Source organism: Streptomyces sulfonofaciens (assembly GCF_014656295.1).
Classification (GTDB): domain Bacteria; phylum Actinomycetota; class Actinomycetes; order Streptomycetales; family Streptomycetaceae; genus Streptomyces; species Streptomyces sulfonofaciens.
In genome coordinates this window covers 1-14429 of record NZ_BNCD01000049.1, presented here as the reverse complement: position 1 = coordinate 14429, position 14429 = coordinate 1, and the positions used below count along the sequence as shown (strand labels likewise).

General features: G+C 74.0%; 11 protein-coding genes. 6 read left to right on the top strand and 5 right to left on the bottom strand.

Going from position 1 to position 14429, the window contains the following annotated elements; all coding sequences use genetic code 11:
- Positions 1–188: 188 nt before the first annotated feature.
- The 3 genes from IE313_RS34330 to IE313_RS34320 form a co-directional block, all read right to left on the bottom strand.
- Positions 189–1016, bottom strand: coding sequence for an SAM-dependent methyltransferase (locus IE313_RS34330; RefSeq protein WP_189939258.1), 828 nt, complete (start codon positions 1014–1016; stop codon positions 189–191).
- Positions 1017–1101: 85 nt separating this feature from the next.
- Positions 1102–1350, bottom strand: a complete 249-nt coding sequence (locus tag IE313_RS34325) for a DUF397 domain-containing protein (protein WP_189939256.1) — start codon at positions 1348–1350, stop codon at positions 1102–1104.
- A complete protein-coding gene (locus IE313_RS34320; RefSeq protein WP_189939254.1) occupies positions 1347–2219 on the bottom strand; it encodes a Sco1979 family transcriptional regulator in 873 nt (290 codons plus the stop codon). The genes IE313_RS34325 and IE313_RS34320 overlap by 4 nt, the downstream gene beginning before the upstream one ends.
- 156 nt (positions 2220–2375) lie before the next feature.
- On the opposite strand from IE313_RS34320, the gene IE313_RS34315 reads away from it, so the two are divergent.
- A complete protein-coding gene (locus IE313_RS34315; RefSeq protein ID WP_189939252.1) occupies positions 2376–2675 on the top strand; it encodes a hypothetical protein in 300 nt (99 codons plus the stop codon).
- Between the two features lie 229 nt (positions 2676–2904).
- Here the strand turns inward: IE313_RS34315 and IE313_RS34310 are convergent, their stop codons facing one another.
- On the bottom strand, positions 2905–3552 hold the full coding sequence (locus IE313_RS34310; RefSeq protein WP_373317130.1) for a dienelactone hydrolase family protein: 648 nt from the start codon (positions 3550–3552) through the stop codon (positions 2905–2907).
- Positions 3553–3916: 364 nt separating this feature from the next.
- Here IE313_RS34310 and IE313_RS34305 point away from each other — a divergent pair, with 364 nt between their 5' ends.
- The 5 genes from IE313_RS34305 (at position 3917) to IE313_RS34285 (ending at position 11358) form a co-directional block, all read left to right on the top strand.
- Positions 3917–4450 (top strand): (2Fe-2S)-binding protein, encoded by a 534-nt coding sequence (locus IE313_RS34305; protein ID WP_189939250.1) that lies wholly within the window; start codon positions 3917–3919, stop codon positions 4448–4450.
- Entirely contained in the window at positions 4447–5442 is a 996-nt protein-coding gene (locus tag IE313_RS34300) for an FAD binding domain-containing protein (protein WP_189939248.1), read from the top strand. The genes IE313_RS34305 and IE313_RS34300 overlap by 4 nt, the downstream gene beginning before the upstream one ends.
- Positions 5439–7643, top strand: a complete 2205-nt coding sequence (locus IE313_RS34295) for a xanthine dehydrogenase family protein molybdopterin-binding subunit (RefSeq protein WP_189939246.1) — start codon at positions 5439–5441, stop codon at positions 7641–7643. The genes IE313_RS34300 and IE313_RS34295 overlap by 4 nt, the downstream gene beginning before the upstream one ends.
- Before the next feature lie 682 nt (positions 7644–8325).
- Positions 8326–9444 (top strand): DUF1996 domain-containing protein, encoded by a 1119-nt coding sequence (locus IE313_RS34290; protein ID WP_189939244.1) that lies wholly within the window; start codon positions 8326–8328, stop codon positions 9442–9444.
- Positions 9445–9600: 156 nt separating this feature from the next.
- Positions 9601–11358, top strand: a complete 1758-nt coding sequence (locus tag IE313_RS34285) for a discoidin domain-containing protein (protein WP_189939242.1) — start codon at positions 9601–9603, stop codon at positions 11356–11358.
- Between the two features lie 138 nt (positions 11359–11496).
- On the opposite strand, the gene IE313_RS34280 is transcribed toward IE313_RS34285, so the two are convergent.
- A complete protein-coding gene (locus IE313_RS34280) occupies positions 11497–14046 on the bottom strand; it encodes a glycoside hydrolase family 3 C-terminal domain-containing protein (protein WP_189939240.1) in 2550 nt (849 codons plus the stop codon).
- Between the last annotated feature and the right edge of the window lie 383 nt (positions 14047–14429).

Genomic DNA, 14429 nt, shown 5'->3' with positions numbered 1-14429 from the left:
CGGCCACCGCATCTGCGGTGGCCGCGGGGACCGGCCGGACCGGCCGCCTTGCCCGGGCGGTCCGGGGTCGACACGGCCGGGGGGGGCGGGTTCCTTCCGGTGGGTGCGGGCGGTGGCGCCCGCAGGGCGGCGGCGGTGGCGCCGTCACGTGCGACGCGCCGTCCCGCACGCCCTCACCGCACGTGGCGTCACCGCTTGATGCCCACCCCGGCCCAGAGGCTGACCTCCGCGTCGGTGGGCCGCTTGCGACCCTCGCCCGCGGCGTCCTCGACCTCCGGGTGCCAGCGCTGCGCCACCTCGATGCCGGGCTCGACGAGTTCGAGGCCGTCGAAGAAGCGCGTGACCTCCTCCTTGTTGCGGACCCGGAAGGGCGTGCCGCCGTCGTAGTAGATCTGGGTGATCTTCTCCCAGCCCTCCGCGTCGAAGTCCGGGGTGCAGTGGGTGATCGCCAGGGCGCTGCCCGTCGGGAGGGCGCTCAGCAGGCGCCCCACGACGTCGTACGGCTTCTGGGCGTCGGTGACGAAGTGCAGGAGGGCGTTGAGGGAGAGCGCGACGGGCTTGGACAGGTCGAGGACCTGCTCGAGCTGCGGGGCGTTCAGGATCGCCTCGGGGTTGTTGAAGTCCGCCTGGATGTAGGCGGTGCGGCCCTCGCGCGTGCTGCGCATCAGGGTCTCGGCGTACTTCAGGACCAGCGGGTCGTGGTCGGCGTAGACGACCTTGGCCTCCGGGACCAGGCTCTGGGCCACCTGGTGGAGGTTCGGCTCGGTCGGGATGCCGGTGCCGATGTCGAGCCACTGCCGGATGCCGTACTCCCGGACCAGGACACGGGTCGCCCGGTGCATGAAGGCCCGGTTCTCCCGCGCGCACGTGATGATGGCGGGCCAGGTCTCCACGACCTTCTCGGCCGCTTCCTTGTCGACGTCGAAGTGGTCCTTGCCGCCCAGGTAGTAGTCGTACATGCGGGCCGAGTGCGGCCGGCTGGTGTCGATGTCCCGCGCGGCGGGAGAGTTGGTCATGGTGGGGACCCCAATTCAGTGGTGTGCTGTGGTGACACGCCGGGCGGGCCGCGGTCCGCCCGGACGTCCGTCTGGTGCGTGCGCCTCAGTCGGCGATCAGGCTATCGGCGAGGCCGCTCTTGGCCCCGGCGACGAAGGCACGGAACTCCCCCTGGGTGAAGATGAGCGCGGGGCCCGCGGCGTCGGTCGACTGCCGCACCGCCACCCTGCCGTCGGTCAGCCGCTTCGCCTCCAGGCACTGGCCTCCGGTCGGGCCGCTCCACGGGCACTCCCAGTCCTTCTCACCCAGGTCGATCGCGGGCATGCCGTTGTACGCGACGCCGATGGTGGTCATGTGTACTCCTTGCGCATCTGGTTCAGGAGAGCTGTGCTCCCCTCGGGCGAGGTCAGCAGGGACATGCGGTTGTGGGCTTCGAGATGCGTGATGACGTCGCTGCGCTGGTCCAGGTACATCGATCCGGAGAGGATCTCGCAGTAGACGACGTCGGGCAGCTCCGGTTCCTCGAACCGGAAGTAGGTGAAGGGCGCGAACGCCCCCACGTGGGCACCGGCGCTGAACGGCACGATGTCCAGATTGACGTGGTCCAGCTTCGAGGCGTCCAGCAGCCGGTCGATCTGCTCCCGCATCACCTTCGGTCCCCCGACGACGCGGTGCAGCACGCCTTCCTCCATCACCACCCACAGCGTGGGCGCGTCAGGCTTCGTCAGCAGGCTCTGACGGCGCAGCCGGAGGTCGACCCTGCGGTCGAGGTCCTCGTCGCTGTCGTTGGGGAAGCCGGCCCTGAGCGTCTCCCGTGCGTACTCGGCCGTCTGCAGCAGGCCCGCCACGTAGTGCGGTTCGTAGGTGCGCAGGACCTTGGCGCTGCTCTCCAGGCTGACGTAAGCGGTGAACCAGGTGGGCAGCACATCGCGGTACCGGTGCCACCAGCCGGGCTGGTTGGCCTGCTCGGCCAGGACCAGGAACTCCTCGATCTCCTGCTGGGCGACCCCGTACATCGTCAGCAGCGTGCGTACGTAGATGAGCCTGAGGCCGACCTCCGCCTTCTCCATCCGACGGATCGTCAGGGACGTGACGTCCAGGGCCTTGGCCGCGTCGTCCAACGACGCCCCCGACCCCTGCCGCAGCTCCTGGAGCCGCTTGCCTAGGATCATGCGAAGCACTGTGGGAGCGCTGGCACCGGTGCCCGTGCGGGCTTCTCTCACAGCTCACCTCCTGAGTGTCCGTGGCGGGCACCTGAGTACCCGTCACAGGCCAAGAGTGTGTCAGGCGCACCCTGATGGCGCCAGCCCGATACCAACTCCCTGAAATTATCAGGCAGTAGCTTGCAGGACGACGGGATCGACAAGCATGATGTCCTGGTGAGCAGTTCCACCGATGCCGCCACTCCCGGCGGTCCGATACGGGAGTCCGCTCCCGGCGACGATTCGTCCCCGGGCGCGTCCGTGCGTGCCGGATGCCCGTCGTGGTTGGCCGCCGGGGCACGCGCCCTGGACACCGCCACCGGCCGCACCGGTGTGGTCCAGTTCCTGCAGAGCGAGGATCGCGAGGTGTGCACCTCTTCCAGCCAGCACGCCAAGCGCGCCCGCCTGCGGTCCGTGGACTCGACCAGACCGGGCTGGTGGGCCGAGGTCGGCAGCCTGCGCTGGAACATGCCCTGAGCTCGTCGCCCACCCCGTCCGGCGGGGTGGTGCGCCCGCGCTGCCGGGTGCGCGGCCCTTCCGCCGCCGCTTCACCGGCCCTGCGCCACCCGGTCCCCATCCGACGGGTACCGCCCGGTCCCCATCCCGTGGCGCCGTGCCGCACGGGGGACGGCGCCAGGCCGGCCGGAGTACCGGGCCGGAGCACGGGTACGGAGGCCCGGCGCCCCGCCCCGTACCCGGTCCTCGTCTAGCGCCCCGCCCCCAGGAACCAGTCGCGGGCCTCCTCGGCCACCTCGTCCAGCGCGCCCGGCTCCTCGAAGAGGTGGGTGGCGCCGGGCACGATGTGCACCCGGTGCGGTACCGGCAGCAGGTCGGCCGCCTCCTGGTTGAGCCGGAGCACCTCCGGGTCGTCGCCGCCCACGATCAGCAGCACCGGGGCACGCACCAGCCGCAGCGCACCGCCCGCCAGATCGGGCCGTCCGCCGCGGGAGACGACGGCCTGTACCCGTTCGGGCCGCTCGGCGGCCCCCGCCAGGGCGGCCGCCGCCCCCGTGCTGGCGCCGAAGAGGCCCACGGGCAGATCGGCCGTGTCCGGACGGGAGCCCAGCCAGTCGACCGCGGCCACCACGCGCCCGGCGAGCAGCTCGATGTCGAACCGGTGCTCGCCGGTCATCGCATCGCGGCCCTCCTCACGCTCGGTGAGCAGGTCCATGAGCAGGGTGCCCAGGCCCGCGTCCTGCAGGGCCGCGGCCACCGACCTGTTGCGCGGACTGTGCCGTGAGCTGCCACTGCCGTGCGCGAACAGCACCACCTTCCGGGCTCCTGGCGGAAGCACCAGGTCACCGGCGATCGCCGCTCCCTCGTCGGCCACCGACACCGCCTCGGACCGCACCATCACCGCCTCCCTCCGGACGTCCCGTTCCGTGGCGGGCGAGTAGCCAGAGCGGTGCGCGGTATGCAGGCCGGCCGGGCACGAAAGGCGGGACACCCCTCCCGGTGGCGGGGGCCGCCCCTCGGCCGCCGTGCGCCGTGCGGGGCCGCCGGCCGCGCGAGCGCGCCGGGCGCGGCCGCTGACCCGGCCGCTGACCCGGGCGGCCCAACCCGGACCCGCCTGCCGCGCGTCCGGGGCCGTGCGCCGTGCGGGCCCGGTGATCGGGCCATACCGTGATCGAAGGCGCGAGTGCCGCACCCGCCGGCCCCCGGGCCCCGGCCGCGGCCCGAGGCCCCAGGGCGTGTCGGAAGACCAAGGGATCGGTGCGATGGCGACGAGCAGTACCACTGGCAGAACCACGGGGGAGGTGCGGGTCAACGGCGAGGCGCGGCGGCTGGACCTCGACAGCCGGGTCACCCTGCTCGACATGCTGCGGGACCACCTGGGCCTGACCGGCACCAAGAAGGGCTGCGACCAGGGCGCCTGCGGCGCCTGCACGGTCCACCTCGACGGCAGGCCGGTGGTGTCCTGCCTGGTGCTCGCCGCGCAGTGCGACGGCCGCGAGGTGCGCACCGTTGAGAGCCTGGCCCGCGACGGGCGGCTGCACCCGCTCCAGGAGGCGTTCATCCGCCACGACGGCTTCCAGTGCGGGTTCTGCACACCGGGCCAACTGATGTCGGCGGCCGCGCTGCTGGCCCAGCGGCGGGCGTCCTCCGCCGACGAGGTCCGCGAGGCGATGAGCGGCAACCTGTGCCGCTGCGGGGCGTACCCGAACATCGTGGCCGCGATCAGGGACGTGGCCGAGCAGAACGGCACGGCGGGAGACGGCGGGCCCGGCGCCGCACGGAACGGGGCGGCATGAGCGCCCTGACCTACGTGCGCCCCGACGGCGTCGACGAGGCCATCGCCCTGGTGAGCGCCGACGCGGGCGCCGCGTTCCTCGCCGGCGGCACCACGCAGCTCGACCTGCTCCTGAAGGACGGGGTGATCGAGAACTCCACCCTGGTGGACATCGGGCGCCTGCCGCTGACCGGCACCAGCCTGCTCGACGGCGCCGTGCTGCGGATCGGGGCGCTGACCACCATGGCGGACCTGGCCGAGGACCCCGTGGTGCGCGAGCGGCTGCCCTTCGTGCGGGAGGCGCTCCTGGCCGGCGCCTCGATCCAGTTGCGGAACATGGCGACCATCGGCGGCAACCTCCTCCAGCGCACCCGCTGCCGCTACTTCCGCGACCGCACCGTGGCGGCCTGCAACAAACGCCGTCCCGGCACGGGCTGCGCGGCCGTCATCGGACCGGCACGCATGCACGCGATCCTCGGCGCCGACCAGAACTGCATCGCCCTGCACGCCTCCGACCTGTGCGTCCCCCTCGTCGCCCTGGACGCCGAGGTGCGCGTCCAGGGCCCGGGCGGCGAGCGCACCGTCCCCCTCACCGACTTCTACGTGCTGCCCGGCCGGAGCCCCGACGTCGAACACGTCCTCGGGCACGGCGAGATGATCACACACGTGGACGTGCCGCTGCCGCCGGCCACGAGCCGCTCCCGGTACCTGAAGGTCCGCGACCGTGCCTCGTACGAGTTCGCCCTCGCCTCCGCGGCGGCCGCCCTGGTCGTCGAGGACGGCACCATCGCCGAGGCGCGGCTCGCGCTCGGCGGCGTGGGGACCGTGCCCTGGCGGGCGGGCGAGGCCGAGGAGATGCTGCGCGGGGTGCCCGCGACCACCGCCATGTTCAGGGCCGCGGCCAGGGCCGCCCTGCGCGACCCGTACACGCTCCCCGGTACCGCGTTCAAGGTGGAGCTCGCCCAGCGCACCCTCGTCCGCGTCCTCGAGGACCTGGCGGAGGCGGCGTCATGACCGCCGTCTCCAGCGGCAAGCTGCTCGGCGAGCCCGTCGACCGCATCGACGGCCACCTCAAGGTCACCGGCGGCGCCCCCTACCCGTCCGACTTCTCCTACCCGGACATGGCACACGCCGCGCTGGTGCAGTCCACCGTCGCCGCGGGCACCATCCGCTCCCTCGACACCGCCGGGGCCCTCGTCGCGCCCGGTGTGCTGACCGTGATCACGCACGAGAACGCACCGGCGCTCGCGGAGGGCCCGATGACGAACATCGGGCCGTCGCCGCGCTTCCCCCTCGCGGACAACCGGATCCTGCACCACGGCCAGCACGTCGCCGTCGTGGTGGCCGAAACCCCGGAGCAGGCCAGGGACGCCGCGCGGCTGGTCCGGGTGGAGTACGACGAGGCCGCCCCCGTACTGGGCGTCGGCAACCCGGACGCACCCGTGCTCACCGATCCCTACGGGATGGAGTCCAGCCGCGGTGACGTCGAGGCGGCGCTGGCCGCCTCGGACGTGCAGTACGACGAGACGTTCCACATGGCGCCCGAGACCAACAACCCGCTCGGTCTCTTCGCCACCGTGGCACGCTGGGAGGACGGCCGGGTGACCGTCCACGACTCCAGCCAGTGGCCCGCGATGGCCCGGCAGAGCATCGCCACCGTCTTCGGGCTGCCGGAGTCCGCCGTACGCGTCCTCGTGCCGTACCTCGGCGGCGGCTTCGGCGCGGGCCTGCGCACCTGGCCCCACGCGATCCTGGCGGTGCTCGCCGCCCGGATGCTGGAGCGTCCGGTCAAGCTCGTGCTGACCCGCCCCCAGATGTTCACCTCCGTGGGCCACCGTCCCGAGTCCGTCCAGCGGCTGCGCATCGGCGCCACCACCGACGGCCGGCTGCTCGCCGTCGACCACGAGGCCACCGCCACCCGGGGCGCCGAGGAGATGAACATCGAACCCATCACCATGGGCACCCCCGACGCATACGCCTGGCCGAGCGCCGCCACCCACGACCGCCTGGCGGCGCTGAACATCCCCAACCCCGGTGCCATGCGCGCCCCGGGCCACGCGGAGGGCGGCTTCGCGCTGGAATCCGCGCTGGACGAGATCTCCTACCGGATCGGCATGGACCCGCTGGAGCTCCGGCTGCGCAACCACGCCGAGGTCCACCCGTCCACCGGCCTGCCCTGGTCGAGCAACGCCCTGCGCGACTGCTACCGGGTGGGCGCGGAACGCTTCGGCTGGAGCGCCCGCCCTGCCGAGCCGCGCTCCCTGCGCGACGGCGCCTGGCTGGTCGGCCAGGGCATGGCCGGCGTCACCTTCAGCCGCTGGGCCGCCGTCTGCCGGGCCCAGGTGTCCGTGGGCCGGGACGGCGCGGCCCTGGTGCGCTGCGCCGGCACCGACATCGGCACGGGCACCTACACGATCACCGCGCAACTGGCCGCCGAACTCCTCGGCCTCGACGTGGAACAGGTCCGCGTCGAACTCGGCGACAGCGATCTGCCGCTCGCCCCGCAGTCCGGCGGCTCGGGGCTCGCGCTGGCGCTGAGCGGCGCCGTCGAGGACGCCGCCCGCAACCTGCTGCGCGCGTTCCTCGACACCGTCCGCGACGACGACTCCTCCCCGCTGCGCGGCCGGTCCCTCGACGAGGTCGCGGTGACGGGCGGCCGGATCCACCTGGCGAACGACCCCTCCGCCGGCGAGGACTACGCCGCGATCCTCGACCGGCACGGCCTGAGGGAGCTGGTCGCCGACGGCGAGAAGGACCCGAGCCCGCCCGAGGGCCTGTCGATGGCCCCGGCCGGCGCGTTCGCGGCGCAGTTCGCCGAGGTCCGGGTGCACGAGGAGCTGGGCATCGTACGGGTCAGCCGGCTGGCGTCGGCGGTCGACGCGGGCCGGGTCCTCAACGAGAAGACGGCCCGCAGTCAGGTCATCGGCGCGATGGTGCTGGGCATCGGGATGGCGCTGCTGGAGGAGACCTCCTTCGACGCGGGCGGCCGGATCGCCAACGCCACGCTCGGCGACTACCTCATCCCCGCGCACGCGGACGTCCCCGACCTCGACGTCGCCTTCGTCGGCGGCCCCGACGCCTTCAACGCCGTCGGCGTCAAGGGGCTCGGCGAGGTCGGCGTGGTGGGCGTACCTGCGGCGATCGCCAACGCGGTGCACCACGCGACGGGGCGGCGCATCCGGTCGCTGCCTATCACCCTGGACAAGCTGCTGTAGCGGCTCCGGGGACCGGCCGGACGCGCGGAGCCCCGGCGGCGAAGGCCGGCATGCCGGCCTCACCCGCCTCGGTGGGGCCGGTGCCGGTCCGGCAGGCGCACCGCGAGCGCGTCCCGCGGGCGCACCGCGGGCGCAGCCCACCGGGCAGTTCGGGAAGCTGGAAGGGGCATGCGCGGATCCGGTCCTCCGTCCCAGTCCCGGATGCGCCTGCGGGTCGCCCCGAACGGCCCTGGACGATCCACCGGGCGAGGGGTGGCGGTCCTTCCCGGCGGCGGGGCCGCCCTCCGGTCCGGCGGCGGTGAACGGGCTCGTCGGCCGGGCGCGGCAGGTGCGGGGGTTCGGCGATCCGCCGTGGTGCGCGATCGCGTCGCCGAGCGGGGCCGCCCGCCTCGGCCCGCACCTCCCCCGTACCGTCCGCCCGCCTCGGCCCGTACCGCCCGTACCGCCTGTACCGCCCGCACTGCCCGTACCGCCCGTGCGGGTCCCACCCGGGCGCCGGGGGAGAGCCGAACCCGCCCTCGTTCACCAGGTATTGACACGCTCTTGTCAGGAGCGGAACACTCCAGGGCTAAACGGGAGAGCGCTCTCCCGGCTCAGACGGGGCCACGCCGGCCAGGCCGCGCCCCGGATCCGCCGGGGCACGTGCTCGCCCCACACCCCCTACAGCAGCAGGAGGCTCTCCATGTCCTGGAGATCCAAAGCCCTCACCGGACTGCTCCTGTCCACCGCGCTGGCCCTGACCACGGTCGGCATCAGCCAGGTGGCCACCGCGGGAGGCGTCCCGGGCGACCCGGCGGCCGTGCGCGCCGCCGCGGGCACCGGACACGACGCGGCCGTGCGGCACCCGGCGGGCACGGCGCACGCCATGCCCGCGTCCGTGCGGGCGTCCGGCGACGACCCGGACGGAGACGGTTACATCATGGCCGACCCGCCGGTCACCGGCGTCGTGCCGTCCACCGCGAACCCCCCGCACGCCTACTTCCACGAGTTCCAGGCGAAGTGCGCGCCCAACCACACGGCCCCGGACGACCCCATCGTCTACCCCGGCCAGCCCGGCAAGTCCCATGACCACACCTTCATGGGCAACACCCTGACGAACGCGAACACCACCATGGGCTCGCTCGACCAGGGCGGCACCACCTGCAACGCGGTCGGCGACAAGTCCGCCTACTGGATGCCGACCCTGTACAAGGGCGACCAGAAGATCATGCCGATCGGGCCGCAGACGATCTACTACAAGGCGGGCGTCACCGACTACACGAGCGTGCGGCCCTTCCCCAAGGGGCTGCGGTACGTGGTCGGCAACCCCATGCAGAGCAAGGACGAGTTCCAGCACCTCAAGGGCACCGTCGAGGGCTGGGAGTGCGGCGAGAGCTACCACAACTGGGACTTCCCCGCGAGCTGCCCGACCAGCCGGGACACCCAGCTCAACCTCCGCCTCCAGGCGCCGAGCTGCTGGGACGGCATCCACCTGGACACCCCGGACCACCAGAGCCACATGGCCTATCCGACCGCATCGGGGGCGAACTACAACGCCTGCCCGGCCGACCACCCGGTCGCGCTGCCCATGATCGAGTTCAAGATGGCGTGGCCGGTCAACGGGGACATGTCACAGGTGCGGCTGGCCAGTGGCGCCGGGTTCTCGTTCCACTACGACTTCATGAACGGCTGGGACGCGGCCACGCTCCAGGCCATGGTCACCCACTGCGTCAACGGCGGCCTGCAGTGCGACGACCACGGCTACGACCAGAGCAACCCGCAGGAAGGCCCCGTGCTGAACGACGACTACGAACTGCCGTAACCCCTGCACCGGGCGCCCGCCGCGCCCGGTTTCGCCGGCCCGGGCGGAGAGCGCTCTCCCCGCCCGGGCCCGTTCCACCACGCAACGTGTGCGGCCCGGCCGGTCGTGACCCCACGCCAGGCCGCCCGCCCCCACCCGCACGAGAAGGAGAGCACCATGCCCCATCCCCCCGGCCGTACGGCCAGACGCGCAGCCGCGGCCCTCACCTCGGCGGCCCTGCTCACCGGGACGCTGGTCGGCCTCCAGGCACCGGCCGCACAGGCCGCGGGCAGCGTCGTCAAGGTCACCGGCTCGCAGGGTGCCTGGCAGTTGACGGTGAACGGCGCGCCGTACCAGGTCAAGGGCCTGACCTGGGGCCCCGCCGTCGCGGACGCCCAGAAGTACCTGCCCGACCTGGCGTCCATGGGCGTCAACACCATCAGGACCTGGGGCACCGACGCCACCAGCAAGCCGCTCCTCGACGCGGCGGCGGCCAACGGAATCAAGGTGATCGCCGGCTTCTGGCTCCAGCCCGGCGGCGGGCCGGGGTCGGGCGGCTGCGTCAACTACGTGACGGACACCGCCTACAAGACCCAGATGCTGGCGGAGTTCCCGAAGTGGGTGGACACCTACAAGGACAACCCCGGCGTGCTGATGTGGAACGTGGGCAACGAGTCCACGCTCGGCCTGCAGAACTGCTTCAGCGGCAGCGAACTGGAGCAGCAGCGCAACGCCTACACCACCTTCGTGAACGACGTCGCCAAGAAGATCCACCAGGTCGACCCCAACCACCCGGTCACCTCGACCGACGCGTGGACCGGGGCCTGGCCGTACTACAAGAGGAACGCACCCGACCTCGACCTGTACGCGGTCAACGCCTACAACGCGGTGTGCAACGTCAGGTCGGACTGGCAGCAGGGCGGCTACACCAAGCCCTACATCGTCACCGAGACCGGGCCCGCGGGCGAGTGGGAGGTGCCCGACGACGCCAACGGCGTGCCCGACGAGCCCACCGACGTCCAGAAGGCCGACGGCTACACCAGGGCCTGGAACTGCGTCACCGGGCACACGGGCGTCGCGCTCGGCGCCACCATGTTCCACTACGGCGTCGAGGACGACTTCGGCGGAGTGTGGTTCAACCTGCTGCCCGGCGGTCTGAAGCGGCTGTCGTACTACGCGGTCAAGAAGGCGTACCGCGGCAGCACCTCCGGTGACAACACACCGCCGGTGATCTCGCAGATGACGGTCGACCACGCCACCGACGGAGTGCCGGCCGGCGGCCAGGTGCGCATCACCACCAGGGCCACCGACCCGAACGGCGACGCCATCGGCTACCAGGTGCTGTTCAGCAGCAACTACATCGACCAGAACAAGGCGCTGGTGCCCGCCGCCACCACCGTGGGCGCCGACGGGGTGCTCACCGCGAAGGCGCCCGACAAGGTGGGCGTCTACAAGGTGTACGTACGGGCCACGGACGGCCGCGGCAACGCGGGCATCGAGGCCAGGTCGCTGCGGGTGGTCCCGCCGCCGGTGAACGGCACCAACGTGGCGCAGGGCAGGGCGGCCACCGCGTCCTCCTACCAGACCGACCCGACCGGCGGCTGCCCGTGCCCGGCGGGCAACGCCGTGGACGGCAAGTTCGACACCCGCTGGGCCAGCGACTGGAGCGATCCGCAGTGGCTCCAGGTGGACCTCGGCAGCACGACGACGTTCACGCACGTCCAACTCGCGTGGGAGCCGGCCTACGCGAAGGCGTACCGGATCGAGACCTCGGCGGACGGGCAGAACTGGACGACGGTGAAGTCCGTCGACAACGGCGACGGCAACATCGACGACATCGACGTCACGGGCACCGGCCGCTACGTAAGGGTCCAGGGCACCCAGCGCGGCACCGGCTACGGCTACTCGCTCTACGAGTTCGGCGTCTACCGCTGAGCCGTCCGGGACCCGGCAGCTCGCCACGGCCGCCCGCTCCCCCTCCGGAGCGGGCGGCCCGCGCGCGCCCCGCCCCCGGCGGCCCGGTCCCGGGCCGCCGGGGGCAGGGCCACCGGGACGGGGAGGGTGGGCCGCTGACTAACGGGCCGTCAGTTCGCCGCGCAGCCTGATGTCCCCGGCCGAGCGTCCCACGAGGACGGTGAACACGCCCGGCTCCACCCGCCACCGGCGCTCGTCGCTGGACCAGTGCCGCAGCGCGCGGCCGGCGACGGGTATCCGCACCGTCACCGTCTCGCCGGGCGCGGCGATGGCCTCGGCGAAGCCGGCCAGCCAGCGCACCGGACGCTCCACGGCGGATCCGGGCCTGGCCAGGTACAGTTGCACCACCTCGCGCCCGGGCCGCGGCCCGGTGTTGCGCACCCGGACCCGCACCACCGCCTCCTCCGCCCGGGCCTCCTCCGCCCTGGTCGCCTCCGTCCGGACGCCCTCCGCCGTTCCCGCGGCGCCGTCCGCCGCCGCCCCGCCCGCCGTCGAGAGCGCCTCGTACGCCCAGGTGGTGTAGCCGAGTCCGTGCCCGAACCAGTAGGCGGGCGCGGCCGGCGAGCGCAGCCAGGCGCGGTAGCCGATGTGCAGGCCCTCGGCGTAGGCGAGGACGCCCGGCGGAGAGGGGCGTGTGGTGTGCACGGGAACGTCGGCCAGCGCGGCGCCCCAGGTGGTGGGCAGTCTGCCGCCCGGTTCCGTGCGGCCGAACAGCACGTCCGCGAGCGCGTGGCCGCCCTCGCCGCCGGGGAACCAGGTGAGCAGCAGCGCGGCGGCCGCGGTGTGCCACGGCAGGGCGACCGGGCCGCCGGAGTTGACGCAGACCACGGTGCGCGGCTGGACCGCGAGCACCGCGCGAACCAGTTCGTCCTGGCGGCCCGGCAGCTCCAGTCCGTCGCGGTCCAGTCCCTCCGACTCGCTCTCCTCGGTGGTGCCGACCACCACCACGGCCGCGTCCGCCGCCCGTGCGGCGGCGACCGCGGCGGCCAGGGCGGCGGTGTCGTCCACCGGTGGCGGCGCGGCGGACAGGATCGTCGCCCGCCCGGTGTCCTCGGCCAGCTCCCGGCGGGCGACGACGGTGACGGGCCGGCCCGCGGCCAGCGCGAGGCGGCCCGTGCGGCGCGGCGGCCTGACGTGCACCCCGGTCGGGTCGTCGGTCTCCCGCGGGAAGGTGCCGTCGACGAGGGGCACCCCGTCCACGGTGAGCGACATCCGGCCGAACCCGGCCACGGCGAAGGTCCACTCGCCGGACGGCCGGGGAGTGAGCCGTGCCGAGAGCTCCACGGTGCGGGCACCCGGCGGTACGGGCGGCTCCAGGATGCGCCCGCAGAGCCGGTGCTCGGAGTGCAGCACCCGGCCGGCCGCGTCCAGGACCCGCAGCCGTACGCCGGGTTCCGCGGTGTCAGGGTCACGGGCGAGCCTGCCATCGAGGGGCGCCGGGGCGGCGCCGAGCCCGGGGCCGGGCTCGTGGAGCACGCGCGCCGCGGGCGGCAGGGCGGCGCGGATCCCGTCCAGCGGGGTGACCACCCGGTCGGGGAACACCTCGGCGCTGCCGCCGCCCTGGGTGCGCGGGGACGCCGCGTGCCGTCCGATGACGGCGAGGGTCCGGATCCCGGCCGGATCCAGGGGCAGCGCACCGGTGTTGCGCAGCAGCACGGTGCCCGCGCTCGCCGCCCGGCGCAGCAGCGCACGGGCGGCCGGCTGCCGTCCGGCGCGGGCGGCGGTGGCGTCCGGCTGCGTGTTCGGTCCGGCCGGTGCGCTCGGTCCGGGCGGTGCGGGGCGCCCGGCGCCGAGGGCGCCCACCCGGTGGGCCAGCCGCAGCAGCCGCCGGACCTTGTCGTCGACGGCCGCCTGGGGCACCCGGCCGTCCCGCACCGCATCGACCAGTGCCTCGCCCCACGGTCCGCCGGGACCCGGCATGGCGAGGTCGAGGGCCGCGGCGGCCGGTTCCACCGTGCTGCGTACCGCCCCCCAGTCGGAGACGGTGACGCCGTCGAAACCCCACTCCGCCTTGAGCGGGTCGGCGAGCAGCGGACTGGCCGACATGGTGGTGCCGTTCACCCGGTTGTAGGCGGGCATGACCAGCCAGACGCCCGCTTCGACGGCCGCCTCGAAGGGCGCCAGGTACACCTCGCGCAGCACCCGCTCCGATACCCGTACATCGACGGTGAGGCGCTCGGCCTCCGCGTCGTTGGCCACGAAGTGCTTCGCCGCGGCGGCCACCCCCGCGCCCTGGAGGCCCCGGACCACGGCCGCTCCGAGCGCGCCCGCGAGCAGCGGGTCCTCGGAGAAGCACTCGAAGTGCCGGCCGCCCAGCGGGGAGCGGTGCAGGTTGAGCGTCGGGGCGAGCACGGCGTCGACGCCCCTGCACCTCGCCTGTGCCGCGAGGAGGGCGCCGAGTTCCGCGGCGAGCGGCGGGTGCCAGGCGGCCCCGAGCGCGGTGGGGGAGGGCAGCACCAGTGAGGTCAGCCGCTCGTCCCACTGCTCGCCGCGCACTCCCGCGGGGCCGTCCGAGAACGTCATCGCGCCGAGGCCGATGGCGGGTTCGGCCGCCGTGCGCCATGTCGACGCCCCGGTGAGCAGCCTGACCTTCTGCACCAGGTCCAGCTTCTCCACCAGCCGCCCGACCTCTGCCTCTGCCTCCGCCATCCGGCCCTCCCGCCCCGTCCGCCTCGTCTGCCTCGTCCGCCTCGTCGGCCGAAGGCGCCCGCGGAGGGCGCCGGCAGAGCACGCCCGAGGCTGGGAGAGCGCTCTCCCGGTCAAGGATTCGGCCCGGGCGGGCGCCTGTCAACCGGACCCGGGGCCGTTTCGGCCCGTCAGGGGGAGGCGGGGCGCGGCTGCGGCGCCGCCGCGGGCGCGGGGCTTCAGCCGACCGCCGCCTCCGGCAGCACCGCCGGCACCGGCGGCGTGCCCGCGGCGGACGGCAGGGTGAGGACCATGGTGAGGCCGCCGCCTGGGGTGTCCTCGGCGGCGAGTGCGCCGTCCATGGCCTCGGTGAAGCCGCGGGCCACGGCGAGGCCGAGGCCGACGCC

Bases quoted from the DNA above. Each gene is read 5' to 3' on its own strand.
- IE313_RS34330 (WP_189939258.1), bottom strand. From the start codon at position 1,016: ATGACCAACTCTCCCGCCGCGCGGGACATCGACACCAGCCGGCCGCAC.
- IE313_RS34325 (WP_189939256.1), bottom strand. From the start codon at position 1,350: ATGACCACCATCGGCGTCGCGTACAACGGCATGCCCGCGATCGACCTG.
- IE313_RS34310 (WP_373317130.1), bottom strand. From the start codon at position 3,552: ATGGTGCGGTCCGAGGCGGTGTCGGTGGCCGACGAGGGAGCGGCGATC.
- IE313_RS34305 (WP_189939250.1), top strand. From the start codon at position 3,917: ATGGCGACGAGCAGTACCACTGGCAGAACCACGGGGGAGGTGCGGGTC.
- IE313_RS34300 (WP_189939248.1), top strand. From the start codon at position 4,447: ATGAGCGCCCTGACCTACGTGCGCCCCGACGGCGTCGACGAGGCCATC.
- IE313_RS34295 (WP_189939246.1), top strand. From the start codon at position 5,439: ATGACCGCCGTCTCCAGCGGCAAGCTGCTCGGCGAGCCCGTCGACCGC.
- IE313_RS34290 (WP_189939244.1), top strand. From the start codon at position 8,326: ATGTCCTGGAGATCCAAAGCCCTCACCGGACTGCTCCTGTCCACCGCG.
- IE313_RS34285 (WP_189939242.1), top strand. From the start codon at position 9,601: ATGCCCCATCCCCCCGGCCGTACGGCCAGACGCGCAGCCGCGGCCCTC.
- IE313_RS34280 (WP_189939240.1), bottom strand. From the start codon at position 14,046: ATGGCGGAGGCAGAGGCAGAGGTCGGGCGGCTGGTGGAGAAGCTGGAC.